The sequence below is a fragment of the Longimicrobiales bacterium genome (assembly GCA_035764935.1).
Classification (GTDB): Bacteria; Gemmatimonadota; Gemmatimonadetes; order Longimicrobiales; family RSA9; genus DASTYK01.
Genome location: DASTYK010000126.1, coordinates 39,343 through 63,108, shown reverse-complemented (window position 1 = coordinate 63,108; position 23,766 = coordinate 39,343). Strand labels below are relative to the sequence as shown.

24 protein-coding genes are annotated in these 23,766 nt (G+C 68.0%); 11 read left to right on the top strand and 13 right to left on the bottom strand.

Annotation, left to right across the window (positions count from 1 at the left end; genetic code table 11):
* A partial coding sequence (dacB, locus tag VFU06_10255; protein HEU5209786.1) for a D-alanyl-D-alanine carboxypeptidase/D-alanyl-D-alanine-endopeptidase occupies positions 1-1,571 on the bottom strand: 1,571 nt, incomplete at its 3' end.
* 443 nt (positions 1,572-2,014) lie between these two features.
* On the opposite strand from dacB, the gene VFU06_10250 reads away from it, so the two are divergent.
* Positions 2,015-2,605 carry a response regulator gene (locus tag VFU06_10250; protein ID HEU5209785.1) on the top strand — a complete coding sequence of 197 codons (591 nt, stop codon included), beginning with the start codon at positions 2,015-2,017 and terminating at the stop codon, positions 2,603-2,605.
* Between the two features lie 9 nt (positions 2,606-2,614).
* Positions 2,615-3,751, top strand: a complete 1,137-nt coding sequence (locus VFU06_10245; GenBank protein HEU5209784.1) for a response regulator — start codon at positions 2,615-2,617, stop codon at positions 3,749-3,751.
* A gap of 17 nt (positions 3,752-3,768) precedes the next feature.
* On the opposite strand, the gene glnA is transcribed toward VFU06_10245, so the two are convergent.
* Positions 3,769-5,208 carry a type I glutamate--ammonia ligase gene (gene glnA, locus VFU06_10240; GenBank protein ID HEU5209783.1) on the bottom strand — a complete coding sequence of 480 codons (1,440 nt, stop codon included), beginning with the start codon at positions 5,206-5,208 and terminating at the stop codon, positions 3,769-3,771.
* A 139-nt stretch (positions 5,209-5,347) separates the two neighbouring features.
* Positions 5,348-5,794 carry a transcriptional repressor gene (locus tag VFU06_10235; protein HEU5209782.1) on the bottom strand — a complete coding sequence of 149 codons (447 nt, stop codon included), beginning with the start codon at positions 5,792-5,794 and terminating at the stop codon, positions 5,348-5,350.
* A gap of 120 nt (positions 5,795-5,914) precedes the next feature.
* Here VFU06_10235 and VFU06_10230 point away from each other — a divergent pair, with 120 nt between their 5' ends.
* Positions 5,915-6,262 (top strand): hypothetical protein, encoded by a 348-nt coding sequence (locus VFU06_10230; GenBank protein HEU5209781.1) that lies wholly within the window; start codon positions 5,915-5,917, stop codon positions 6,260-6,262.
* A 186-nt stretch (positions 6,263-6,448) separates the two neighbouring features.
* On the opposite strand, the gene VFU06_10225 is transcribed toward VFU06_10230, so the two are convergent.
* The 6 genes from VFU06_10225 to VFU06_10200 all read right to left on the bottom strand — a co-directional run bounded on the left by VFU06_10225 (position 6,449) and on the right by VFU06_10200 (position 11,423).
* Complete coding sequence (locus VFU06_10225) at positions 6,449-6,844, bottom strand: TraR/DksA C4-type zinc finger protein (protein HEU5209780.1); 396 nt, start codon at positions 6,842-6,844, stop codon at positions 6,449-6,451.
* 159 nt (positions 6,845-7,003) lie between these two features.
* Positions 7,004-8,113 carry a metal ABC transporter permease gene (locus tag VFU06_10220; protein HEU5209779.1) on the bottom strand — a complete coding sequence of 370 codons (1,110 nt, stop codon included), beginning with the start codon at positions 8,111-8,113 and terminating at the stop codon, positions 7,004-7,006.
* Positions 8,110-9,030, bottom strand: a complete 921-nt coding sequence (locus VFU06_10215) for an iron chelate uptake ABC transporter family permease subunit (protein ID HEU5209778.1) — start codon at positions 9,028-9,030, stop codon at positions 8,110-8,112. Before VFU06_10215 ends, VFU06_10220 begins: the two co-directional genes overlap by 4 nt.
* Positions 9,030-9,800 carry a metal ABC transporter ATP-binding protein gene (locus VFU06_10210; GenBank protein HEU5209777.1) on the bottom strand — a complete coding sequence of 257 codons (771 nt, stop codon included), beginning with the start codon at positions 9,798-9,800 and terminating at the stop codon, positions 9,030-9,032. The genes VFU06_10215 and VFU06_10210 overlap by 1 nt, the downstream gene beginning before the upstream one ends.
* Positions 9,797-10,747: a zinc ABC transporter substrate-binding protein gene (locus VFU06_10205; GenBank protein ID HEU5209776.1), complete on the bottom strand. Its 951-nt coding sequence runs from the start codon at positions 10,745-10,747 to the stop codon at positions 9,797-9,799. Before VFU06_10205 ends, VFU06_10210 begins: the two co-directional genes overlap by 4 nt.
* A complete protein-coding gene (locus VFU06_10200; GenBank protein ID HEU5209775.1) occupies positions 10,737-11,423 on the bottom strand; it encodes a metal-dependent transcriptional regulator in 687 nt (228 codons plus the stop codon). The genes VFU06_10205 and VFU06_10200 overlap by 11 nt, the downstream gene beginning before the upstream one ends.
* Before the next feature lie 192 nt (positions 11,424-11,615).
* Here VFU06_10200 and acs point away from each other — a divergent pair, with 192 nt between their 5' ends.
* Positions 11,616-13,571, top strand: coding sequence for an acetate--CoA ligase (gene acs / locus VFU06_10195; GenBank protein ID HEU5209774.1), 1,956 nt, complete (start codon positions 11,616-11,618; stop codon positions 13,569-13,571).
* Positions 13,572-13,607: 36 nt separating this feature from the next.
* Here the strand turns inward: acs and VFU06_10190 are convergent, their stop codons facing one another.
* Positions 13,608-14,435, bottom strand: a complete 828-nt coding sequence (locus VFU06_10190) for an acyltransferase (protein ID HEU5209773.1) — start codon at positions 14,433-14,435, stop codon at positions 13,608-13,610.
* Between the two features lie 150 nt (positions 14,436-14,585).
* On the opposite strand from VFU06_10190, the gene VFU06_10185 reads away from it, so the two are divergent.
* The 7 genes from VFU06_10185 (at position 14,586) to VFU06_10155 (ending at position 21,170) form a co-directional block, all read left to right on the top strand.
* Positions 14,586-14,993 (top strand): hypothetical protein, encoded by a 408-nt coding sequence (locus VFU06_10185; protein HEU5209772.1) that lies wholly within the window; start codon positions 14,586-14,588, stop codon positions 14,991-14,993.
* The gene (locus tag VFU06_10180) at positions 14,990-15,439 is read left to right on the top strand and encodes a YkvA family protein (GenBank protein HEU5209771.1); all 450 of its coding nucleotides are present in this window, start codon (positions 14,990-14,992) and stop codon (positions 15,437-15,439) included. Before VFU06_10185 ends, VFU06_10180 begins: the two co-directional genes overlap by 4 nt.
* Positions 15,440-15,616: 177 nt before the next feature.
* Positions 15,617-17,077 carry an IMP dehydrogenase gene (guaB, locus tag VFU06_10175; GenBank protein ID HEU5209770.1) on the top strand — a complete coding sequence of 487 codons (1,461 nt, stop codon included), beginning with the start codon at positions 15,617-15,619 and terminating at the stop codon, positions 17,075-17,077.
* Positions 17,078-17,287: 210 nt separating this feature from the next.
* The gene (locus VFU06_10170) at positions 17,288-18,406 is read left to right on the top strand and encodes a hypothetical protein (protein HEU5209769.1); all 1,119 of its coding nucleotides are present in this window, start codon (positions 17,288-17,290) and stop codon (positions 18,404-18,406) included.
* 157 nt (positions 18,407-18,563) lie between these two features.
* Positions 18,564-19,160 (top strand): hypothetical protein, encoded by a 597-nt coding sequence (locus VFU06_10165; GenBank protein HEU5209768.1) that lies wholly within the window; start codon positions 18,564-18,566, stop codon positions 19,158-19,160.
* A gap of 296 nt (positions 19,161-19,456) precedes the next feature.
* A complete protein-coding gene (locus VFU06_10160) occupies positions 19,457-20,782 on the top strand; it encodes a LysM peptidoglycan-binding domain-containing protein (protein HEU5209767.1) in 1,326 nt (441 codons plus the stop codon).
* A gap of 160 nt (positions 20,783-20,942) precedes the next feature.
* Positions 20,943-21,170, top strand: coding sequence for a hypothetical protein (locus tag VFU06_10155; GenBank protein ID HEU5209766.1), 228 nt, complete (start codon positions 20,943-20,945; stop codon positions 21,168-21,170).
* Positions 21,171-21,233: 63 nt separating this feature from the next.
* Here VFU06_10155 and VFU06_10150 read toward each other — a convergent pair whose 3' ends face one another.
* The 3 genes from VFU06_10150 to VFU06_10140 all read right to left on the bottom strand — a co-directional run bounded on the left by VFU06_10150 (position 21,234) and on the right by VFU06_10140 (position 23,728).
* Positions 21,234-21,971, bottom strand: a complete 738-nt coding sequence (locus VFU06_10150; protein ID HEU5209765.1) for a lytic transglycosylase domain-containing protein — start codon at positions 21,969-21,971, stop codon at positions 21,234-21,236.
* Positions 21,968-22,504: a cyclic pyranopterin monophosphate synthase MoaC gene (gene moaC / locus VFU06_10145; protein ID HEU5209764.1), complete on the bottom strand. Its 537-nt coding sequence runs from the start codon at positions 22,502-22,504 to the stop codon at positions 21,968-21,970. The genes VFU06_10150 and moaC overlap by 4 nt, the downstream gene beginning before the upstream one ends.
* Positions 22,505-22,579: 75 nt before the next feature.
* Positions 22,580-23,728: a hypothetical protein gene (locus tag VFU06_10140; GenBank protein HEU5209763.1), complete on the bottom strand. Its 1,149-nt coding sequence runs from the start codon at positions 23,726-23,728 to the stop codon at positions 22,580-22,582.
* Positions 23,729-23,766 lie beyond the last annotated feature (38 nt).

The following is a 23,766-nucleotide window of genomic DNA, read 5'->3' as shown; positions in this document are numbered from 1 at the left end:
CCGTCCTCGATGCGCTTGGCGCGCCAGGTGGACGGGACGTTGTTGCTGATGATCGAGAACGCGATGCGCTCGCCATTGGCGGCGCGCACGTATCCCGACAGGGCCGAAACGTGATTGATCGTGCCCGTCTTCGCGCGCAGGTTGCCCTCGGCAGGAGTCCGGTACATGCGACGCAGCCCGCCCGGCGCACCGGACTCCGGCAGCGTCGACCAGAACGCCTGCCACATCGGGGAGTCCGACATTGCGTCCAGCAGCTGGATGAAGCTGCGCGCGCTCGCGCGGTTGAGCACCGACAGTCCCGAGCCGTCGTAAATCGTGAGCTGGTCGATACCGCCCTGGTCGAGCTCGCGCTCGAGCATCGCCTGGACGGCGCGCGCGCCCCCCTGGACCGAGCCCGAGCCCGCGACCACCCGCCCCACCGTGCGCAGCGTCTGCTCGGCCATCATGTTGTGGCTCTTGTGATTGATGATGTCGAGGATCTCGATGATCGGCGGCGACGTGTGCACCGCGAGCACGCGCAGCGGCGGCTGTTCGCGGAAGCCCGGCGCGAAGACCGACCGTCCCGTGACCGGCGATTCCGCCGCCGAGGTCACGCCACGCACACCACCGTCCACCGTGATGCCGCGCTCCTGCAGCTCGTAGCGGAGCGCGGCCGCTGCGAAGCGCTCCGGATCCGAGACCACCACCGCACGCACGACCGGCGATGCGTTGCGGGCGATCTGCCCGCTCACGACCACCGGACCGTCGTAGGCAGAGCGGCGAATGCGGATCGTGGTGCGGCCGCTCGCCACGGTCGTCGCGTTGTTCACGACGCCGATGCCTTCACCGCCCGGCACCAGGGTCACCTCGGGCCGCCAGCCCGCCTGTGCCCCAGGTGCGACCTGCACCGTCGCCACGTTCTCGGCGTACGAGAGCGCGCTGGACGGAGCGGCGTAGGACGCGTTCATGTACGAGGTCTGCCAGCCTTCCGGGGTGCCGCCCCCCTCGAAGTAGGACGCGTCGCCGACCACGTCCCCCGAGATGCGGGTGATCCCGAGCGTGAGCAGAGTGTCCGCGAACGCCTGCCAGACGGCGCGGCGCGAGCCGAACCGGTCGGCCAGTGTCGGGTCGCCCGTGCCGTACAGCACCAGGTCGCCGTCCAGCACGCCATTCGCGACCACGCCGTCCGTCATCAGGAAGGTGCCGTACCGAAAGTCCGGGCCCAGGTAGTACAGCGCCGCGGCCGTCGTGAACAGCTTCATGTTCGACGCGGGGGCGAGCGCGGCCCCGGGGTTGTGCGCGTACAGCGTGTCGCCCCGCTCCAGCGAGACCGCCATCACGCTCCAGGCCGCGTCGCGCCAGCCGGGCTCCTGGATCAGGCCGTCGATCTCGCTGCGCAGCGTTGCCACCGCGGGCGAGACCGATGCGGCCGGCGCGGCCGCGACCGGCTGCTCCAGGTCTGCCGGGCCCGACGTCTCCTGAACGGCGGCGTCGGTGATGGGTGCGTCGACAGGCGCGTCCGCCGGGCCGGCGGTCGCGGCGCCGGCAACGGCGAGGCCTGTCAGGACCGTCAGGATCAGAGGTCTGCGCATGCCGCTCTTCATTGGAACCGAATCGCTGTTTCCCCGGGATCAGCGTAGCAAGAGGAAGGCCACCTTCGGGCCGGGGAATGATCGTTGCATCTCGCCGCCCTCGCGCTGTATCCGAGCCACACCACGCTGTGAGCACGCGTCGACGGGGGCCGGCAGACGGCAAGGTCTGCCCACACGTCGCCTCGCGTGGCTCCGGTGCACGACTCACAGGGGGAAGAGCTGACGGGGACGTCAGAGGTTACCGCCTGACATCCTCGCGCGCAACGATGACGTTCACGACTGCGTACCGCCTGCCTCGACCGGGGGTTCCGCAGCCGTGACGTGTGCGTGCGCGGCATGGTTCGTCAGCCCTTCGCGCGTCGGGCACCGCAGCGCACGCAGCGGGTACCAGCTCGGTCCGGGCGCGGCCGCCCGCGCATCACACCTACTCCTCAGGAGCACGAATGTCCGAATCGCTGCGAGTGCTGATCGCTGACGACGAGGCGCTTCACAACCTGGCGCTGACGTCGCAGCTGGAGACGCTCGGCCACCAGGTCGTCGCGACAGCGAGCAACGGCCGCGAGGCGGTCGAGCTCGCGCGCCAGACCAAGCCCGACCTCGCCTTTCTCGACATCCGCATGCCGACGATGACGGGCCCGGAGGCTGCTCACGAGATCGCGAGCGAGCGTGCGATCCCGATGATCATTCTCTCGGCCTACAGCGACGCACGCACGGTCGACGAGGCGATCCGCGCTCCGGTCTTCCACTACCTCGTCAAGCCCGTCGATCCCGACGATCTCGCGCCGGCGATCGCGGTCGCAAAGGCGCGCTTCGAGGAGTGGCTCGATGCTCGCCGTCAGAAGGAAATGCTCGAGATGCGTCTCGAGGAGCGGAAGATCATCGAGCGCGCCAAGGGGCTGCTCATGGACTCGCGCGGCCTCTCCGAGAAGGAGGCCTACCGTTTCCTCCAGAAGACGAGCCAGGACAAGAACACGCCCATGGTCGAGCTCGCGCGCAAGCTCCTGCTCGCCGCACCGCTGCTCCAGAAGGAGTAGTCGGCACGCGTGAGCTCCGCACACGGATTCCCCGCCGAAGCAGCACGGGAAGCAGCGTCGCCGCGCGATGCCGCCTACCGCGGGTCTGCCGAGCCTGCCACGATCCTCGTCGTGGACGACGAGCCCATGGCGCGCCAGATGTTCACGGACATGCTGGAAGCGAAAGGCTTCCGCGTCGTCTCGGTCGCCCGGGGGGAAGAGGTCTTCTCGTTTCTGCACGAGGTCGACCTCGTGCTGCTCGATGCGATGCTGCCCGGCCGCGACGGCTGGACGATCTGCCAGGAGATCAAGCAGCGCCACGACCGCATGCTGCCCGTGATCATGGTCACGGCGCGCACCGCGCCCGAGGACGTCGTGCGCACCTTCGCCGTTGGCGCGGACGACTACGTGTCCAAGCCCTTCCACGTGGCCGAGCTCACGGCGCGCATCGAGTCGCGACTGCGCGTGCACCGCGCCGAGGTCGCCCTCAAGAAGGCGGTGCTGCAGACGTCCGAGCTGGCCAACCAGAACTATCAGCTCTACGAGGAAGCGCGCCGGACCGCGGAGGAGCGGTCACTGCTGCTGCGCGAGCTCGATCACCGCGTGCGCAACAACCTGTCGGTGATCATGGGCCTCGTTTCGATGGAGCGGAACCGCGTTCCGCCGCGGCCGCCCGGAGAAGCACTGGCCAGCCTCGAGAACCGGCTGCGGTCGTTCCTGCTCGTTCACGAGGCACTGCGCCGGCAGAACTACGATGGCGTACCCGTGCGCGAGATCTTCGAGCAGCTTGCGCAGCGCCTGCGCAATGCCTGGGACGCGGATCGGCGCATCGGCCTGCATCTCGATGTCCAGCGTGTCACGCTCGACGAGAAGCACGCGTTCGCTCTCGCCCTGGTGCTCAACGAGCTGATCACCAATGCGCTCCGCCATGCGTTTCCCGGCGGCAGGGAAGGGCAGCTCACGATCGAGTTCCAGCGGGATGATGGCAACTGCCGGCTCGATGTGAGTGATGACGGCATCGGCATCGCAGCCGCGCAGCGCACCAACGTCGTCGGCAGCGGCCGCTCCATCATCCATGCTCTGGTCAAGGACGAGCTGGGCGGCACCATCGATACGCACTCGTCGGGTGACGGTACGCGCGTACGGATCGAGTTCCCCGCGAGCTGAGATTCTCGCTGACGCGCTCAGTACACCGCCAGGTACTGCTCGATCTCCCACTCGTGCACCTGCACGAGGTACTCGCGCCACTCCTGGTTCTTCGCCGTGACGAAGTGCTGGAAGGCGTGTTCGCCGAGCGTGGCGCGCATGAACGAGCTCTTCCGCAGCAGGTCCAGCGCCTCGCCAAGGTCGCGCGGCAGCTCCTGGATGCGATAGCGGCGTCGATCCCGGACCGACAGTCGCCAGATGTTCTTGTCCACCGGCTCCGGCGGCTCGAGCCGCGTGCGCACGCCGTCCAGCCCTGCGGCAAGCTGCACGGCCAGTGCGAGGTACGGATTCGCCGACGGATCCGGCATGCGCACCTCGAGGCGTGTGCCCTTTCCACGACGTGCGGGCACACGCACCATGGGCGAACGGTTCTGGTGTGACCACGCGACATTCACGGGCGCTTCGTAGCCGGACACCAGTCGCTTGTAGCTGTTGACGAGCGGATTGGTGACGGCGCAGAACGCGCGTGCGTGGCGCAGCAGACCCGCCACGTACCAGCGCATGATGTCCGACATCTCGCCCGACGCCTTCGCATCGTGGAACGCGTTCTCGCCGTCGCGGAAGAGCGACTGGTGGGTGTGCATGCCCGAGCCGCTCTGGCCGTAGATCGGCTTCGGCATGAAGGTGGCATGCAGCCCGTGCTGCAGCGCAATATTGCGGACCACGAACTTGAACGTGGCGAGGTCGTCGGCGGTGGTGAGCGCGTCGGCGTACTTGAAGTCGATCTCGTGCTGGCCGGGCGCTACCTCGTGGTGACCGGCCTCCACCTCGAAGCCCATCATTTCCAGCACGTTGATGATGTCGCGCCGCGCGACCTCGCCCAGGTCCACCGGCGTGAGGTCGAAGTAGCCGCCCGCATCGTGCGTGCTGCGCGTGACGGAGCCGTCGTCTGCTCGCTGGAAGAGGAAGAACTCCGCCTCGACTCCCGCCATCATCTCGAAACCGAGGGCGCGCGCTTCAGCGATGTGCCGCTTCAGGATGAAGCGGGGATCCCCCTCGAACGGCGCGCCCGCCGCCGTGTAGACGTCGCAGATGACACGCGCAACGGCGTTGTCCGGATCACCCCACGGAAGAACGACGAACGTCGAGTAGTCGGGGCGCAGCATCATGTCCGACTCCTCGACCCGGACGAACCCCTGGATCGAGGAGCCGTCGAACATGATGTCGCCTTCGAGTGCCTTCTCGAACTGCGACGCCGGCACCTCGACGTTCTTCAGCACGCCCATGATGTCGATGAACTGCAGCCGCAGGAACCGGATGTTCCTGTCACGCAGGACCCCGAGCAGGTCGTCGCGCGTCGCACCCGTCGTGCGCTCGGCGCCGCCCGCGCCCGGCCGGACCTTGTGCGCCGGCACGAGCTCACGACGCGACGGCAGCTCGTCATCGGCGCGACTGCGCCGTCTTCCGCTCTTCGGCATCACCCCTCCGTTCAGTGGCGCGACAGCCTAGCCGGAAGCGCTGCGAGGGGTCAAGAACGACGGCGCATGCCGGCCGGAAACAGAAGCGCCGCGACGGGATCGTCGCGGCGCAGGGTGTTCGGCAGCTGTGATTGTCGGATCAGTGTGCGCAGTCCACGCAGCGACCGACGACCTCCAGGCGGAAGCCTTCGACGCGGAACCCTTCGCGCGGCTCCACAGCCGCCAGTGCGCGCGCGTCGACATCGCCCGATACGTCGATGACCGCCCCACACACCAGGCAGCGGGCATGATGATGCGGATCCGTGCGGCCGTCGTAGCGCGCCGAACCGTCGCCGTAGGTCAGTTTCGTCGCCAGGCCGCAGCCGACCAGTGTCTCGAGCGCCTTGTACACGGTCGCCAGCGAGATGTCCGGAATCGTGGCGCGCACGGCGGTGAACACCTCGTCCGCCGTCGGATGCGTGTCCGTCGACGCCAGGTACCGGTACACGGCCGCCCGCTGCTCCGTGAACCGCTGGCCACTCGCCTCCAGCGCTTCGCGCAGCCGCTGCTCCGCACTCGCCTCGATTGTGCTTGCGTTCCGCTCCACGTCCGCTCGCGTTCGATGGGACAACGGCTAAGATTACCGGGAGCCGCGCTGCACTGTCAATAGTAATTCTTGTCTTTAGCAGGCTGGATCTGATTGTCGGCCAACGAATTGGAACCACCCGTGGTCGCGCTTCCCGCCGACCTGCTCTTCGCCAGCCGGATCCGCGGAGCCGCCCGGGCCGCCGGCACCACCATCGACGTCGTGAACCATCCGCGCTCGCTGCACAGCCGCGTCGAGCGGGACACGCCCCGCCGTATCCTGATCGACCTGGACGCCCGCGGCTGGGATCCTGTCGCCCTGATCCGTGAGTTGCGACAGGGACCTGCAGCATCGACGGAAATCATCGCCTGGGTCTCGCACGTCCGGGAGGATGCGATCCGCGCAGCCCGCGAAGCCGGCGCCGACCGCGTCCTTGCCCGCAGCGCCTTCTCCCAGCAGATGCAGGAATGGGTAAGGCTGCAACCCTGATCAGGTGAGAGGGGCAGCCACAGCAAAGCAGGCGTGAGCAGGGCATCGAAGGTTTGTGCAGGGAGACCAATGTTGGCTCCCTCCCTGGTTATGGTCTCCGTGCTCTCCGTGTCCTCCGTGGTAGAAAAAAAGCGCCCCGTCACCGAACCGGTGACGAGGCGCTCCAATGCGGATCAGACCGCCGACTCAGGCCGCGTCGGCCTCTTCCTTGAGCTTGCAGTCGAGGCAGTAGCGCGCGTGCGGCAGCGCGTCCAGCCGCTCGAAATCAATCAGATTGCCGCAGTTGTGGCAGAGCCCGAAGTGGTCCGGGTCCTTGTACAGCCTGCGCAGCGCATCCTCCACGCGGTAGAGGTAGCGACCCTCCTTGCTCGCGAAGAGCAGCATCTTCTCCCGCTCCATCGCATCAGTGCCCAGGTCGGCCATGTGGTCCGAGTAGGAGTACATGTCCGAGTCCTGCTGATGGTCGGCGCTCGACTTGGCCATCTCGTCGAACTGGCCGAGAGAGCGAAGTGCACGATCACGCTCGCGCAGGAGACGCTGCTGGAGATGCTCGATCTGCTTCTTCGTCAGCTTCTTCGCCATCGAGGTACCGCTCCTGCTGCGGGGATGTCGGTGAGGCTGTCCGGCACGCTTCGCCGGACGCGTCCGGCACCGGACGCTGCAACAGCCTTCAAATCTAGTCGTTTCAGGGAGTTGGGACAATCCCGCCCCTGCGGGGCAAACTGGGGGCGGGGGCCTTGTCTAGCCGCCCAGCGCCTGCCGCGCGACGCTCCGGCCGCTGTCGGTCAGGAGGAGGCGGCCGTCGGATCGGCGGATGAGCCGGCTGGTCTCCGCATACCGCAGGACCCGGCGGGCGAAGGCGCCCGGCCAGCGGAGGTGGTGGCGCAGGTGTGCCTCGCGCGACTCTTCCTCGGCCTGCGGCGTGCCCTCGTGCTGAAGGAGGTGGATGGTGAGCATCACCCCGGCGAAGGAGACCTGCTGGCGCCGCCGGCGGACCGCGATCGGGACGAGTCCCCGTGCCGGGGCGAAGAGGAGGACCAGCACGAACATGATGCCGGCCATGGAGGCCATGGACCCGGCGATCGATGCGTCGATGAGCCATGCCAGCCAGAAGCCCGCGACGGCACAGGCCGCTGCGAGCAGGACACTGAGCAGCAGCACGTTGCGCAGCGAATCGGACAGCAGGTAGGCCGCGGCGGGAGGTGCGATCATGAGAGCGACGACCAGGATCGAGCCCACCGCATCGAAAGCGCCCACTGCCGTTACGGAGACCAGTGACATGAACGCGTAGTGGAGCGCGGCGGGCGCGAAGCCCAGCGCAGCGGCGAGCTGCGCGTCGAACGTCGAGAGCTTCAGCTCCTTGTAGAAGAGCGTGATGAACCCGACGTTCAGCAGCAGCACCGTGCCCATCACGTAGAGCGTCCGTGGCCCCAGGTCGACCCCGCCGATCTCGAGTCGTCGGAACGGGGCGAACGCGATCTCCCCGAGCAGCACCGCATCCGTGTCGAGGTGGACGTTGCCGGCGTAACGGTTGATCAGGATCACCGCAATGCTGAAGAGGGCGGGGAAGACGAGGCCGATCGATGCGTCCTGCCGGACCAGCCGCGTGCGCACCAGCACTTCGACCAGTGCCACGGTCAGCACTCCCGTGAGTGCCGCGCCGATCATGAGCACCGGTGATTCGATCGTGCCCGTGTAGAGGAACCCCAGCACGATCCCCAGCAGCACCGTGTGCGTGATGGCGTCGCTCATCAGCGCCATGCGGCGGAGCACGAGGAACACGCCGGGCAGGGCACACGTGACCGCCACGATGACCGCCACCATCTGCAGCTCGACTTCGACCCAGCTCATTCGCTCACCACCCGCGCCCTGCTGACGATACGCTCCGTGTTGCGACGGTGCCGGATCCAGTTCCAGACGAGCCCCCGGTGCGGCGCAAACGTGATCGAAACGAGGACCAGTGCACTCGCGGTCAGCACCACGCTCGGTCCGGTCGGGAGATTCGGTGTCACGGCGCTCGCGACGGCGCCCACCACGCCCGCCAGCGCGCCGAACAGCGCGGCACCGATGACCATGGTGCGCAGCGAGTCCGTCCACTGGCGCGCTGCGGCCGCGGGCGCGACGACCATGGCGCTCATGAGCACCACACCGACCGTCTGGAGTCCGATCACGATGGCCAGCACGAGGAAGGTGGTCAGCAGCACGTCGACCACCTGCATCCGGTAGCCGAGCGACACGCCGAAGTCCCGGTCGAAGCTGAGGAGCTTGAACTCCTTCCAGAACAGCCAGACCGCGAAAAGCGCCACCGCGCCGAGCGTGACGAGCACGACGACGTCGCTCGCGAGCAGCGTCGCCGCCTGGCCGAAGAGGAAGCGGTCCAGGCCGGCCTGGGCCGCATCCGGCTGCTGCTGCACGAACGTCAGCAGCACCAGGCCGAAGCCGAAGAAGACGGACAGCACGATTCCCAGCGCGGAATCTTCGGGCAGCCGCGTGCGCGCGACGATGGTCATCACCAGCAGCGTGCCGAGCCAGCCGGCAATCGCCGCACCGAGCACCAGCACGATGGGCGCCTTGGAGCCCGTCAGCATGAACGCGATGACGATGCCGGGCAGTGCGGCGTGCGAGATCGCGTCACCGAGCAGGCTCTGCCGGCGCAGCACGGCGAACGAGCCGAGCGCACCGCTCACCATGCCGAGCACGCCGGCGCCGAGCGCTACGGTGCGGACCGTGTAGTCGAACAGCAGGTCGTGGAAAATCTGCGGAAACATCAGCCGACACTGGCGACGAGACGATCGCTGCCGTTGCCGTCCGACAGGTACGGCACCCGTCCACCGTACGCGGCGCGCAGGTTCTCCTGCGTGAACACTTCGCCGACCGGGCCGGCAGCAATCCGGCGCACGTTCAGCAGCAGCACGTGGTCGAAGTATTCCGGCACCGTCTGCAGCGCGTGGTGCACCGCGACGACGGTGTTGCCCCGCTCGCGCAGGTCCTGCAGCACGTCCACGATCGCACGCTCGGTCTTCGCATCCACGCCCTGGAACGGCTCGTCCATCAGGTACACCCGCGCGTCCTGCACCAGCGCACGGGCAAGGAAGACGCGCTGCTGCTGACCACCGGACAGGTGACTGATCTGCCGGTGCGCCAGGTCACGCATCCCCACCTTGTCGAGCGCATCCATCGCGGCCTCGCGCTCCCTCCTCCCGACGCGCCGCAGCCACCCCAGCCTGCCGTACGTGCCCATCGTCACCACGTCCAGCACGGACGTCGGGAAGTCCCAGTCCACCGTGCCCCGCTGCGGCACGTACGCGACCAGCCGCCGCTGCTCCGCGTACTGCTCGCCGTGCACCAGCACCCGGCCTGCAACCGGCTTCACCAGGCCGAGCACCGCCTTGATCAGCGTCGTCTTGCCCGCACCGTTCGGACCGACGATCGCCATCAGCACGCCCTGCGGTACATCCAGGTCGACATCCCACAGCACCGGCTGCTCCCGGTACGCGACGGTCAGATCGTTGACTTCGATCGCCGGCGTTCGACTCATTCCGTTACCACCCCTCCGAGTGCCTGCACGATCGTTTTCACGTTGTGCCGCACCATGCCGATGTACGTGCCTTCCGGCGTGCCCGCCGTGCCCAGTGCATCCGAGAACAGCTCGCCACCGATCGCGACACGGTGGCCACGCGCGCCGACTGCGGCCTGCACCGCCTCCACCGTGCGCCGCGGAATCGAAGACTCCACGAAGATCGCCGGAATGCGCAGCCGCGCGATTTCTTCTGCCAACCGCTGCACGTCGCGCGTGCCCGCCTCCGTCGCCGTGCTGATCCCCTGCAGCCCGATCACCCGGAAGCCGTACGCCCGCCCGAAATAGGAGAAGGCATCATGCGCGGTGACCAGGACGCGCCGCTCTTCCGGCAGCGTCGCGACCTGCTCATGCACCCAGGCGTCCAGCGCGCCCAGCTCCGCGAGCAAGGCGCCCGCGTTGCGCCGGTAGTCCGCCGCGTGAGCCGGGTCGTGCCCGCTCAGTGTCCGCTCGACCGCCTCCACGGCGTGCATCCACAGCTCGACGTCGAACCAGACGTGCGGATCCCACGTGCCGGCATAGCCAGAAGGACGCAACAGCTGCGAGCGCGGAATCGAATCCGTGACCGCAACACTCGTGGTCCGTGACGACATCTCCTCCAGCACCTCACCCATCGCTGCCTCGAGGTGCAGCCCGCCATACAGGATGATCTGCGCTTCCGTCAGCTTCCGTACATCGCCCGCGCGCGCCTTGTACAGGTGCGGGTCCACGCCGGGACCCATCAGCCCCTGCACACGGACGTGCTCGCCTCCCACGCGCTGCGTGATGTCCGTGATCATGCCGATCGTCGTGACGATGCGGATCCGGCCATCCTCCGCCGCACCACCGCGCCGCGCACACGCGGCCAGCGACAGCACGAGGCACACGCACAGCGCGAATCGAAACCACCGCCCGGGCTCAACCGCCATCGTCGATCCGCTCCACCTGCAGTGCCCGCGACAGTTCCGCGCCAATCACGTGCTCCGTCTCCGCCACCCGAACGCTCAGCGGACCATTGAACGGCGCACGCCCCACCACCGTCAGCTCCGCCCCCGGCCGAAGGTCCAGCTCGGCCAGGTAGCGCAGGGCGTCCGGGTCCTCGTCCGGGACGCGACGCAACACACCACGCGCCCCGGCTTCCAACTCCCACAGCGACGGGAACTGCCGGTCCTCGAACGCCACCCCGATCTCCGGGATCGGCGCACCGTGCGGGTCCTCCGCAGGATCCCCGAGCGTCGCGGCCATCCGCTCGATCAGCCGGTCCGACACGGCGTGCTCCAGCCGCTCCGCCTCCTCGTGCACCTCGTCCCACCCGTACCCCAGCACCTGCACCAGGAACAGCTCCAGCACCCGGTGCCGCCGGATCAGCCGGATCGCCTCGGCTTCCCCGGCGTCCGTGAGCCGCGCGCCGTAGTACGGGACGTGCTCCACGAGACCCCGGCTCGCCAGCCGCTTCAGCATCCCCGTCACCGACCCCGCCGCCACGCCGAGCCGCTCCGCGATCAGCGATGTCGCCGCCGAGCCGCCCCCGACATTCAGCTCGTGGATCGCCTTCAGATAATCCTGTGCGGCCGTGGTTTCGCCGGCAGGTTTAGCTTCTATCATTCTGTAAAATTAGTGCAGCCTAAAGATGGCGTCAATCACGCGACTATGCCGGCAATCCCGGTGGAGTGCACGAGGCGAGGCCAGGGCGTGAGCTCCCGGCGCGCCCGGGTGAAGACGTTTGTGGCGGAAGCCGGCAGGGCGAATAGATTGCCGGGGAGTCCAGACCACGGCCCCGGACAAGGAGAAAAAGGAATGGCGAGCGGCGAGTCGGCCCTGGAGGCGTTGCTGCAGGAACACCGCCGGTTCGAGCCCGGACCGGAATTCCGGACGGCGGCGAATGCGAACGATCCAGCGATCTACGAGCGTGCGAGCGCAGACCCGGAGGGGTTCTGGGCGGAGTGGGCGTCGAAGCTGGAGTGGTTCGAGCCGTGGCGGCAGGTGCTGGACTGGAAGCCGCCGCACGCGCAGTGGTTCGTGGGCGGCAAGCTGAACGCGGCGTACAACTGCCTGGACCGGCACCTGGAGGGTGCGCGTCGCAACAAGGCGGCGCTGATCTGGGAAGGTGAGCCGGGGGACACGCGCACGTACACCTACTGGGACCTGCACCGCGAAGTTGGCAAGTTCGCGAACGTTCTGAAGTCGCTCGGCGTGGAGAAGGGCGACCGGGTCGGCATCTATCTCCCGATGATCCCCGAGGCCGTGATCGCGATGCTCGCCTGCGCGCGTATCGGTGCGGCGCACAGCGTCGTGTTCGGTGGCTTCTCCGCGGAGAGCGTTCGTGACCGCATGAACGATGCGGAGGCGAAGGTGCTGGTCACTGCGGACGGTGGTTACCGGCGCGGTCGGGTCGTGCCGTTGAAGGAGGCGTCGGACCGGGCGCTGGAAGAATCGCCGTCCGTGCAGAGCGTGGTGGTGGTGCGGCGCGGCGCGGGGCTGCACGTGCCCGTGCACATGAAGGAGGGTCGCGACCACTGGTGGGACGACCTGATGCAGGACGCATCGGCGGACTGCCCGGCGGAGCCGATGGACTCCGAGGACCTGCTCTACATCCTCTACACGTCGGGCACGACGGGCAAGCCGAAGGGCGTGGTGCACACGACGGGCGGCTACCTGACGCACGTTGCAGCAACGACGCAGCTCGTCTTCGACATCAAGGACGACGACGTGTACTGGTGCACGGCGGACGTCGGGTGGGTGACGGGGCACAGCTACATCGTGTACGGCCCGCTCGCGGTCGGCTCGACGGTGCTGATGTACGAGGGTGCGCCCGACTGGCCGGACCGCGGCCGCTTCTGGCAGCTGGTCGAGAAGTACGGTGTCACGATCCTCTACACGGCGCCTACCGCGATCCGCGCGTTCATGCGCTGGGGCACGGAGTGGCCGGCGAAGTACGACATGTCGACGCTGCGGCTGCTCGGCTCGGTGGGCGAGCCGATCAACCCGGAGGCGTGGGTCTGGTACCAGCAGAACATCGGGGGTGGTCGCACGCCGGTGGTGGATACCTGGTGGCAGACGGAAACGGGCGGGATCATGATCACGCCGCTGCCCGGCCTCACGGCGACCAAGCCGGGCAGCGCGACGGTTCCGTTCCCCGGCATCGATGCCGATGTCCTGTCCCCCGACGGCGAGCCTGCGAAGGCAGGCTACCTCGCCGTGACGAAGCCGTGGCCGGGCATGCTGCGCACGATCTGGGGCGACGACGAGCGCTTCCGCAGCACGTACTGGTCGCGCTGGGATGGCCGCCACTACTTCCCGGGCGATGGCGCCAAGCGCGACGAGGACGGCTACTTCTGGATCCTCGGGCGCGTCGATGACGTGCTGAACGTGGCGGGTCACCGGATCGGCACGATGGAGGTCGAGAGCGCGCTGGTCGATCACCCCTCCGTGGCCGAGGCCGCAGTCGTGGGGCGCGTGGACGAGCTGAAGGGGCAGGCGATCGCGGCCTTCGTCACCGTCAAGGAAGGCGTGAAGACGACGGATCTGCTGAGGCAGGACCTCCGGCAGCATGTCGCCGACAAGATCGGCGCGATCGCGCGTCCGGACGACATCCTGTTCGCTGCGGACCTGCCGAAGACGCGCTCGGGCAAGATCATGCGGCGGCTGTTGCGCGACATCGCCGAGGGTCGCGCGCTCGGCGACACGACGACGCTCGCGGATCCTGCCGTCGTCGCGAAGCTGAAGAGCGAGTACGAGGAGAAGGAAGCGTGAACGGGTGCGGGCGCTGTCGTGTGACAGCGCCCGCTGCTACGTCCGATCGGCGAGCGGGTCGCGCGTGACGGGATGCGCCGGCCGCTGTTCCCTGGGCGGCTTGTCCAGCTTGGGCACTGCGGGGATGCCGAGTGCGACCTTGTCGGATTCGATGTCCCTGGTCGCCACTCCCATCGTGCCGATCATCGAGTTCGCATGCATCCGTACGCCGGCCAGGATCACGGCGTGATAGGTGATGCGCACGCCGTCTTCGAGGTGCACGGGCTTGCACTCGACGTCGCGCTGGTCGCCGAGGGCATGCGTGTGGGTGTAGACGTTCGCGTAGTCGGCGATCGACACGCCGTTGCCGATCACGATGGGCGCGCGATCGTCGAGCAGCACGTGACGGTGCACGACGACGTTGTCACCGACCTCCATGTTGTAACCGAAGGAGAACTTCACGAACTGGAAACACTTGAAGTTCTCGCCGCAGCGCCGGAAGACGTGGCGCGCGAGGATGCGGCGGAAGCGGACGCCGACGTGGACGTTCTCGCCCAGCGGGCTCTTGTCGAACATCTCCCACAGCCAGAGCAGCGGCTTGACGCGGGCGAAGGCCTCCACATCGGTCTCCGCGTAGTACTCGGGCTCGAGCGTGACGTTGCGCGGATCGAGCTGCAGCAGCGCGACGCGCGCCGCCGGCCGCAGCGTGCCAGGATCGGCACCGGCCAGGCCGGGGTAATACAGATCGGTCAGGATCTCGCGGCACAGCTCGTTGCGGTCGGTGGCGGGGTCCGCGAGACGGGCCTCGATCGTGCGGAGCCAGTCGTCGTATGCGGCCAGCGTTGCACGCGGCAGCGCGACGTCCCTGAGTGGCAGAAAGGCCATACGTACCATTCTCGAGTTCAGCGGCGCTCATGCGCCCGGATCGGATGCGGAAGCTAGGCGAGAACTGCGGGCACCTGCAACCACGATCCGGGCCACGGCGTAGGGCACCCGACGGATTCATGTCTAGTTTGCCGCGTCCTGGAGAGGAGCATGCACGACATTCTTCGTGAGCGCATCATGCGCAAGCTGGAGGCCCTGCCGGAGGCGCAGGTCTACCAGGCCCTCGACTACATCGAGTTTCTGGAGGCGCGGTACGCCGCCGAGCAGGCGCGTCGGCCCGATGGCCTGCAGCGCTTTGCGGAGCGGCTGGAGGACAGCATGCGGGTCCGCAACGTCGCACCCAGAGTGATCGCCGGCACGGTCGGCGTTCTCGGTTCTGCACGCAAGGTGATCCAGGACGTGACCGGGGTCGGGCGCGAGTTCCTGGATGCCGCGCTCCAGCCACCGGCCTCGAGCACACCGGTACCCCCCGCGCGCACGACGCCGGAGCCCACGCTCCTTCGTGAGTCGAACCCGCGTCCGCCGGCGCCGCCGACCAACGGTCGGGAGGACGCGTGAGCGACCGGGTGCGCGTGGGCAGAAAGCGGCGCGCACGTCGCACCGTCCGGCGACTGGTCCGCCAGATCCCCCGCATGCTCACGCTCATCGCACGGCTGCTCCGCGACAGCCGCGTCCCGACCGTCGACAAGGCGATCTTTGCGGCCGTCCTGGCCTACATCGTCGCGCCCATCGATCTCATGCCGGACTTTCTTGCCGGCATCGGGTTCGCCGACGACCTCTACCTGCTCGGCCTCGCGCTGAACCGACTCTTCTCGGGCGCGGGCGGGCGCGTGCTGCTCGAGCACTGGGACGGCGACGCGCGCGACCTCGAGCTGCTCGTCGAGGGCGTCGACGAGATCGGCACCGTCATACCGGGCCCGGTGCGTGGCGAGCTGCAGAGCGCACTGCGCCGCGTGCGTCGGCGTGCGCGACTGCGACTCGGTCGCAACGTCGCGGAGGCGTAAGCCGGCCGGTGGGTTGACGCCCGTGGGGGGCGCGGATAGCTTCCCCCATGGCAAGACCGAACGACAGACACTGCTGCCATTTGACGCCCGCGGGCCAGCGCATCCAGGATGCGACCGGCCGGCGGGCTCTGCGCATCTACCCCTTCGACCACGATGACTGAGCCCCGGAACTCGCCCATGCAGGACCGCTTTTTCGGTGAAGGGCTGACCTTCGACGACGTACTGCTGCTGCCCGCGCACTCCGAGACCCACCCCAGCCAGACCGACATCTCGACCCAGCTCACGCCTCGCATTCGCCTGTCCATCCCGCTGATCGCCGCCGCAATGGACACCGTGACGGAGTCGCGGATGGCGATGGCGATCGCGCGCGAGGGCGGCATCGGCATCATCCACAAGAATATGCCGATCGAGCGGCACGCCGCCGAGGTGGATCGCGTGAAGCGCTCCGAGAGCGGGATGATCCTGAATCCGATCACGCTCCAGCCGGATCGTCCACTGCGCGACGCACACCGGTTGATGGAGCAGTTCTCGATCAGCGGCGTTCCCATCGTCGATGACGAAGGACGCCTGCTCGGCATCGTGACGAACCGCGATCTCCAGTTCGAGACGGAGTCGAGCCGGCCGATCCGCGACGTCATGACCCACGAGAACCTCGTGACCGCACCCGTCGGCACGTCTCTCGACGAGGCCGAGCGGATCCTGCACCGCAATCGGATCGAAAAGCTGCCCGTGGTGGACGACGCCGGAAGGCTGCGCGGGCTCATCACCGTGAAGGACATCTTCAAGCGGCGGCAGTTCCCGAACGCGGCCAAGGACGAACATGGTCGACTGCGCGTGGGCGCTGCCATCGGCACGAGCGCCCGCGATCTCGACCGGGCCGCCGAGCTGGTGCAGGCCGGTGTCGACGTGCTCGTCATCGACACTGCGCACGGCCACTCCGCCGGTGTGCTGCGTGCGCTGGAGCTCGCGCGCTCCAAGTTTCCCGACACGCAGATCATCGCCGGCAACATCGGCACTGCGGAGGGCGCTGCTGCACTGGCCGAACGCGGCGCCGACGCGATCAAGGTGGGAATCGGTCCCGGCAGCATCTGCACGACCCGTGTCGTGACAGGCATCGGCGTCCCGCAGTTCACCGCGATCGTCGAAGCAGTACGGGGCGTCGATGATCGTGTGCCGGTCATCGCCGACGGCGGCATCCGGTACTCCGGCGACATCGTGAAGGCCATCGCGGCGGGTGCCTCGACCGTGATGATGGGCTCGCTCCTCGCCGGCACCGAGGAGAGCCCGGGCGAGAGCTTCCTCCTCGAAGGTCGCCGCTACAAGACCGTGCGCGGCATGGGCTCGCTCTCCGCCATGGAGCAGGGAAGCGCCGACCGCTACTTCCAGGCGGAAACGCGCGAAACGCGCAAGCTCGTGCCTGAAGGCATCGAGGGGCGAGTCCCATACAAGGGCGCCGCGGGCGACGTCCTGTACCAGCTCGTCGGCGGCCTGCGCAGCGGGATGGGCTACGTCGGCTGTGCGGACATTGCGGAGCTGCGCACCCGGCCGCGCTTCGTTCGCATCACGCCCGGCGGGCTGCGCGAGTCGCACCCGCACGACGTCGCCATCACGCGCGAGGCGCCGAACTACCACCTGTAGTCCGCACCTCGTTTCCTCCACAGGAGCGGCCGGGCCCGATTTGGCCCGCGCCGCTCTTTTGTTGTTCGCCGATTCACCGTCGTCACCGGGGCACGCGCGTTGCACGCCCCGTTTCATCAGTTGCGCACACGCTCACGTGTGCGCTGCAGATGAAGCGCTGCGCTGTCCGCGCGGCGTCTCGACGACGCTGGCAACCGAGGGAACAACGCGATGATCGCTCTCAAGGACGTCCGTCGACTGATCGACACCGACACCGGCGAGTCTGCCGTGATGTCACTGTACCTGGATATGTCCGTCAATTCCGACAACAAACGCACCTGGGGAATCTTCCTTTCTCAGCAGCGCGCTCGCTTCGACGAGCTGGACAGCGACAACGGACGCAGGGAACCGGTCGCGCGCATCCTGACACGCGTGCAGAACTGGATCGACGAGGAGTTCCGCCCGGGTAATCGCGGCGTCGCGATCTTCGCGACGCTGGACGGCTCGTGGTTCGAGGCGCTGCAGTTTCCCGTTCGCGTGGAGAATCGGCTCGTCATCGGTGAGCGGCCCCTGGTCTGGCCACTGCGCGAGCTGGTGGAAAGCAGCCGGCGGCACGCCATCGTGCTCGTCGATCGCCGCAGGATGCGCGTTCTGACCGTTTGCATGAGCACGGTCGAGGATGAGCTGCTGATCGAAAAGGAGGAGTACCCCGCCAATCACGACGTCCAGGCAGGGGGCGAGGCGGCAAAGGACCACCAGAAGCGAAAGGCAGAGGAGGCGCGCGCGTTCTTCCGGGAGTTCGCCGCCGAGCTGCAGGACTATCAGCGTCGCTGGAAGCCGGATGCATGGGTGCTGCTCGGGACCCACGAGAACACGACGCACTTCCGCGAGTTCCTGCCACAGCCGATTGCAGACGCCGTCGTGCACGTTGCCGCCGCCGGCGTCGACGAACCCGCGCCAACCATCATCGGAAGGCTGAGCGATTTCTTCGATATGCATACCCTGCGCGCGCGAGCGGAATCCATCGATCAGCTCCGCGAGCGCGTGCGCACCGGTCACTTCGCCGTTGCCGGCATCGACGACGCGCTCGAGCAGCTCCAGGAAGGCAAGGTCGAGACGCTCGTCATCGCCCGCGGACTCGATTCCAGCGGAGGCCAGTGCACGAAGTGCGGCTTCGTGCTCGCCCGCCGCAGCGGCGGCTGCCCGTATTGCGGCGGCGAGGTCCGCGACGGCATCGACCTCGCCGAGTCGATGGTCCGGATCGCGACCACACAGGAGGCCGACGTCGCCTTCGTCGAAAGCGACGTCATGCGGGATCTCGAGGGTGTGGGCGCGCTGCTCCGCTTCTGAGCCGCCACTGCCCGCCGAGTCGGTTGTGCCCCGCCGTTTTCAGCCGGGGCACAACTGTTTTTTCGCTTGACATCGCGCCAATCCTCGGCATACCTTCGCACTATTCCCGTCTACCTCCCCTGTTTCGCACAGCCTTGTCTCGAGTGAGCTGACGCCGATGTGGACCGACGCAGGCCTCCATGAGCGGCTCCGGGAGATTCCCGGCGTCGAAGACGTCGTGCCTACCGCCGAGGGTGCCCTCTGGCTCGTCTGCTCCCCGGATGCCCGCCGTACTGCGATCGAGCCCGCAGCACGCGATGCACTCGCACACGCAGGCGTCGCCGCAGTTCCCATCGAATGCGTGGTCCGCGCCGCCATGCTGCAGCGCGAACGCGTTCGCTTCGATCGCATCGAGCGCATCGAGCAGCGTGACAACCAGATCCACGTCAAGGTGCACCTCGAGTGGAACGGCCAGGTCCACGAGGGCGGCGTGACCGGCGAGCGCGGTGACGCGATCGAGATCCGGACCGCCGCCGCCGCCACCATCGGTGCCCTGGAACAGGCGCTCGGCAGCTCCCTCGAGGTCCGTCTGATCGGTGTCAAGCAGGTGCGCGCCTTCGATGCCGAGCTGATCGTCGTCTCTCTCACCCGCGCCGAGGATCGTCAGAAGCTGGTCGGCATCGTGGTCATGGGAGAGGACCCCCGCCGCGCCGCCGCACTCGCCGTGCTGAACGCCCTCAACCGCACGCTCGGCAACCGGCTCCTCCGGACATAGGCGGGCACCGGCCCCAGGTCTGCCGCGCAAAGTGACCGTCCGGCAGGACCCTCACCGTGCACTTTCTGCTGCATCCAGTATCGCTCTACCCGTGAATCTGGCCCCTGTGTCTCGTCTCCGCAGCGCTCGTGCGGACTGCGGTCGCATAAGCCTAATGCGTTGCAAAACATGGACTTAGGTCTTGCGCTCCCGGTCCGCTGGCCGTAGCTTGGAAGTGAATCCAAGACAAGCTGACTGGAAGCACGGCAGTTGCCATGGGAGTCGTGTGTCCGGGTCTCGGACAGGGAAGGAGGTCCATGGTGAATCGACGCGACTGGAAGATGCTGCTGACGGGCGGTGCTGCGATGTCGGCCGCACTGCTGACTGCGTGGTCGGTCCGGCCGGAGCCGCCGGTCGAGCCTGCGCCGATGGAGGAGGTGCTGGCGGAGGCGGAAGCGCTATCGGATGACGTGGTCACGTGGGACATCACGGTCACGCGTAACGAGCGCGTGGAAGACTGGATCGACTTTCTGACAGGGCGCAACCGCGACCGCACGAAGCTGTGGCTGGAGCGGTCGGGGCGGTACGGTCCGATGATCCAGGCCGAGCTGCGGGAACGTGGCATGCCCGAGGACCTGCTGTACCTCGCGCTGATCGAAAGCGGATTTTCGCCGAAGGCGTACTCGAGTGCTGCGGCGTCCGGGATCTGGCAGTTCATTGCGGAGACGGGGCAGCGCTACGGGCTGGAAGTGACTGGTGTGGTGGACGAGCGTCGCGATCCGATCAAGTCGACGGATGCGGCGCTGGACTACCTGCAGGACCTGTATGACCGCTTCGGCAGCTGGTACCTGGCAGCGGCATCGTACAACACGGGGGAGAACCGCGTCGGCCGCATCATGCGCGAGATGTTCGGCACGGAGCGTGGCACGGACGAACACTTCTGGAAGATCGCCCACCGGCTGCCGCGTGAGACGCGTGATTATGTGCCGCTCATGCTGGCTGCGGGTCACATCGCGAAGGAGCCGGAGAAGTACGGCTTCACGGACCTGGTGTACCAGGAGCCGCTGTCGTTCGATGTGACCTGGGTGCCGGGTGCGGTGAGCCTGGACGCGATCGCGCGCGCCGTGTCTCTGCCGGTCGATTCGATCGGGGATCTGAACACGCACCTCGTGGCGGGCGCCACACCGGAGGGACGTGCGTGGCCGGTGCGCCTTCCGAGCGGTACGGCGGAGCAGTTCGCCGTGAACTTTCCGCGCATCTTCCGTGAGGTGCGTGCCGAGGCGGCGCGCCACGAGGCGGCGCTCGCCAATGCGCCGACACACCGTGTGCTGCGCGGAGAGACGTTGAGTCATATTGCGCGACGTTACGGCGTCAGTGTGGGTGCCCTGCAGCAGGCGAACGACAACATCTCGCCGAGGCGGCTGCAGGTGGGTCAGGTGCTGCGCGTGCCTGGCCGGAGCGGCGGGGCTGCGGTTGCCTCGAGCAGCGCTGCGGAGGCGCGGTTCCACCAGGTGCGTCGTGGGGAGAGTCTGTGGACGATCGCGCGTCGCTACGACGTATCGATGAACCAGCTTCGTGCCTGGAACGGGCTGAGCGGTCGCAGCGTCATCCATCCGGGTCAGAAGCTGCGCGTGACCGCATGACGCTCAGCTGACGTTCACGGGTCTTGCTGCCATATGTGCGCGCTGCATGGGAGCATGGCTGTCTGATCCGCGCGCAATGCAGCACCGGGAGGCGCGCCGGCACGAGAGTGCTGGCGCGCCTCCTGCGTTGCGGGTGGACGAACCGCAGCGGGAGCATGTCATGCACTGGGTCAGAGTCACGAATCCGCAATACGAGCAGTCGCGCCCCTACGCCGGCCAGGTCGGCGAGGTGGTGGGCCACTGGGGGCCGGAGAACAGCGCGACGGCGCGCGAGGGCTACCTCGTCGAGTTCGGGAACGGCGAGATCGTCGGGATTGCGGAGGACGAGGTGCAGGAGGTGGAGGATCCCGCTTTACCGCCGCGGGAACGGCCGCGCAGCTGCGACTGAACGAAAGACGGGCCGCGAGGCAGAAGCTCGCGGCCCGTCGATCCTGCGGAAGCCCGTATGGCGCTACTCGGTCGGCCGACCCAGCACCTTGCGCGCGTAGCCGTTTCCGGGATCGCCGCCGCCGCGCAGGATCTCATCCACGCGTCCGGGCCCCCGGTTGTAGGCGAGCAGTGCCAGCCGCAGGTCGCCCTCGTACTGACGGAGCATGTCGTTCAGGTAACGGAACCCCAGCCGCAGGTTCGTATCCCGCTCGAAAAGCTGTGACCTGTTGATCCCCGGCTGCAGGATCTGCGCGGTCGACGGCATCACCTGTGTGAGCCCCACGGCACCGACGGAGCTGACCGCCCGCAGGCGGAACTCACTCTCCACCCGCACCAGCGAAAACGCGAGTGCGGGCTCGATGCCCTCGGCGCGTGCGGCGTCATAGATTGCCGCCGCCAGGTCTGCGGGGATCTCGTACTGATCCGAGTACGTCATGATCGCCTGCAGCCGCTTCATCTCGAGCCGGGCGAGGGAAAGCTCGCCCTCGCGTGCCTGCAGCGTGCTCTCGATGCGGCCGAGCTGATTGCGAAGCTGAGCGTTCGCGATGGCGCTGTCCGGGCCTGCCGTGATCGCAGCGCCGGCCACGAACGCAATCGCGCCGATCGCGATCACCTTGGCAGAGACGCGAGCTGCCTTCCAGGCGCGACTGCCGAACCGCTGCGCCGGGCTGACGTTGCCGTGCTCCCACTGACGGAGCGTCGAAGCGCGCCGGTCGTTGCTGCCATCGTACTCCCAGCGCCAGAAGCCACCGGGCATCATGCAGTTTCTCCGTTGTTCTGCGCTGACCAGTCGCCGCTCCGGCCGCCGCTCTTCGCCGTCACGTGCACATCCTCGATGCGCATCGTCCGGTCGACCGCCTTCAGCATGTCGTAGGCAGTCAGCAACGCGACCGAAACAGCCGTCAACGCCTCCATCTCGACACCGGTGCGACCGTGAACGCGCACTGTCGCCCGTGCCCTCACACCGGGGAGCCCTGCGTCGGGCTCGATCTCGACCGACACATGGCTCAGTGGCAGCGGATGACACAGCGGAATCAGGTCCGACGTCCGCTTCGCTGCCTGGATCCCGGCAATCCGGGCGACCACCAGCGGGTCACCCTTCGGCGTCCGCCCCGACTGCAGGGCGGCAAACGCTTCCTCGGACATCCGGAGCGCACCGGTGGCAGTGGCGCGGCGGTCGGTTGCCGCCTTGGCGCCTGTGTCGACCATCGTCGGTCGGCCTGCCTCGTCCAGATGCGTCAGTTCGTGCGGCGGGGAGTCTCCGGACGGAGTCCGGGCCGCGCTCCGGGACATGCTCACGGGCAGAAGTTTAGCGCCCTCCGCACCGCCCGGGTAGGATTTTCTTCTATCTCGTTGCTGCTGAACGAGCTACGCGCGTACTCCGGCGGGCCTGAGCAGCCTCAGCGTGCGCAGCAGGTCCGCCAGCACGAGCTGGGGGTTGACGTTGCCCTGCGCCAGGTCCATGGCCGTTTCCACGGCGGCAATCGCCTCCGCGGCGCGGGTACCGGCAAACTCCGGGTCGGCACTGCGCCGAAGCCAGTCGATCGCGTCGACGTTGATCACGAGGTCCTCTGCGCCGCTCGCGACGGCGGCGAGGTCGCGGATCCAACGCGCGAGCTGTTCGAGAACGTCGCTGAAAGCACCCCGCGCGCCTGCCGGCGACTGGCCGTGCGCCGCCTGGAGTCGTGCTGCCTCATCGCTGTCGAGGGCTGCGGCGAGGAGGTCACGGGCCTGCTGCCGCAGCTCCTCGAGCGCACCATCAGGAGCGTAGCCCAGCGCCCGACCGATGCTGCCCTCGGCGATGCGTGCGCGCCTGCGCGCCTCGTCTGCCGGGATTCCCGCCGTCTGCTCGAGAAATGCTGCGACCTCGGGTTCCGGGAGCGAGCGCAGGCGCACTCCGAGCGTTCGAGAACGGATGGTCGGCAGCAGGGCTTCCGGGTCCGACGCGGTCAGGACAATGGTTGTATCCGCGGGCGGCTCCTCCAGGATCTTCAGCAGCGCGTTCGCGGCCTCGGGGCTGGACTCCTGCGGCACCAGCCGTTCCGCCTGGCCGACGACGAAGACCTTGCGGGCGCCCATTGCCGGGCGAGCAGTGACCAGTCGGCGGAGCGTCTGTACCTGGGCGAGGAAGATGCCGGTGGGCTCGCCGGGCGCGGGGGGGCGCAGCGGCTGCGTGCGTCGCGCTTCGATCTCCGCTGCGCGCGCGTCCTCGAGCGCGTCCTGCAGCCGGTCCGCGCTCGCCCCCTTCGGGCGGACGAGCGGAAAGAACCAGTGCAGGTCGGGGTGCTCCAGCCGCAGCACCAGGCGGCATGGCTGACACGTGTCACAGGGGCCCTCTGTGGTCGGCTGCGCACAGAGCAGCAGCTGCCCGAGCCAGAGGGCCAGCCGCTGCTTGCCGACACCGGGCGGGCCATGCACGAGCAGCGACGTCGCAAGCTCACCCGCCTGGAACGCCCGCAGCAGCGCATGCCGCACCTCCTCGTGGCCCTGCACGGGCGGCAACCCGGGACGTGCCATCAGTTCCCGTCCGTCGAAACGCAGCGGCCGACTCGCGT

Bases quoted from the DNA above. Each gene is read 5' to 3' on its own strand.
- VFU06_10210 (HEU5209777.1), bottom strand. From the start codon at position 9,800: ATGAGTCGAACGCCGGCGATCGAAGTCAACGATCTGACCGTCGCGTAC.
- VFU06_10160 (HEU5209767.1), top strand. From the start codon at position 19,457: ATGGTGAATCGACGCGACTGGAAGATGCTGCTGACGGGCGGTGCTGCG.
- VFU06_10200 (HEU5209775.1), bottom strand. From the start codon at position 11,423: ATGATAGAAGCTAAACCTGCCGGCGAAACCACGGCCGCACAGGATTAT.
- guaB (HEU5209770.1), top strand. From the start codon at position 15,617: ATGCAGGACCGCTTTTTCGGTGAAGGGCTGACCTTCGACGACGTACTG.
- VFU06_10165 (HEU5209768.1), top strand. From the start codon at position 18,564: ATGTGGACCGACGCAGGCCTCCATGAGCGGCTCCGGGAGATTCCCGGC.
- VFU06_10225 (HEU5209780.1), bottom strand. From the start codon at position 6,844: ATGGCGAAGAAGCTGACGAAGAAGCAGATCGAGCATCTCCAGCAGCGT.
- VFU06_10150 (HEU5209765.1), bottom strand. From the start codon at position 21,971: ATGATGCCCGGTGGCTTCTGGCGCTGGGAGTACGATGGCAGCAACGAC.
- VFU06_10185 (HEU5209772.1), top strand. From the start codon at position 14,586: ATGCACGACATTCTTCGTGAGCGCATCATGCGCAAGCTGGAGGCCCTG.
- VFU06_10190 (HEU5209773.1), bottom strand. From the start codon at position 14,435: ATGGCCTTTCTGCCACTCAGGGACGTCGCGCTGCCGCGTGCAACGCTG.
- VFU06_10215 (HEU5209778.1), bottom strand. From the start codon at position 9,030: ATGTTTCCGCAGATTTTCCACGACCTGCTGTTCGACTACACGGTCCGC.
- VFU06_10155 (HEU5209766.1), top strand. From the start codon at position 20,943: ATGCACTGGGTCAGAGTCACGAATCCGCAATACGAGCAGTCGCGCCCC.
- VFU06_10220 (HEU5209779.1), bottom strand. From the start codon at position 8,113: ATGAGCTGGGTCGAAGTCGAGCTGCAGATGGTGGCGGTCATCGTGGCG.
- VFU06_10250 (HEU5209785.1), top strand. From the start codon at position 2,015: ATGTCCGAATCGCTGCGAGTGCTGATCGCTGACGACGAGGCGCTTCAC.
- acs (HEU5209774.1), top strand. From the start codon at position 11,616: ATGGCGAGCGGCGAGTCGGCCCTGGAGGCGTTGCTGCAGGAACACCGC.
- moaC (HEU5209764.1), bottom strand. From the start codon at position 22,504: ATGTCCCGGAGCGCGGCCCGGACTCCGTCCGGAGACTCCCCGCCGCAC.
- VFU06_10140 (HEU5209763.1), bottom strand. From the start codon at position 23,728: ATGGCACGTCCCGGGTTGCCGCCCGTGCAGGGCCACGAGGAGGTGCGG.
- VFU06_10170 (HEU5209769.1), top strand. From the start codon at position 17,288: ATGATCGCTCTCAAGGACGTCCGTCGACTGATCGACACCGACACCGGC.
- VFU06_10205 (HEU5209776.1), bottom strand. From the start codon at position 10,747: ATGGCGGTTGAGCCCGGGCGGTGGTTTCGATTCGCGCTGTGCGTGTGC.
- glnA (HEU5209783.1), bottom strand. From the start codon at position 5,208: ATGCCGAAGAGCGGAAGACGGCGCAGTCGCGCCGATGACGAGCTGCCG.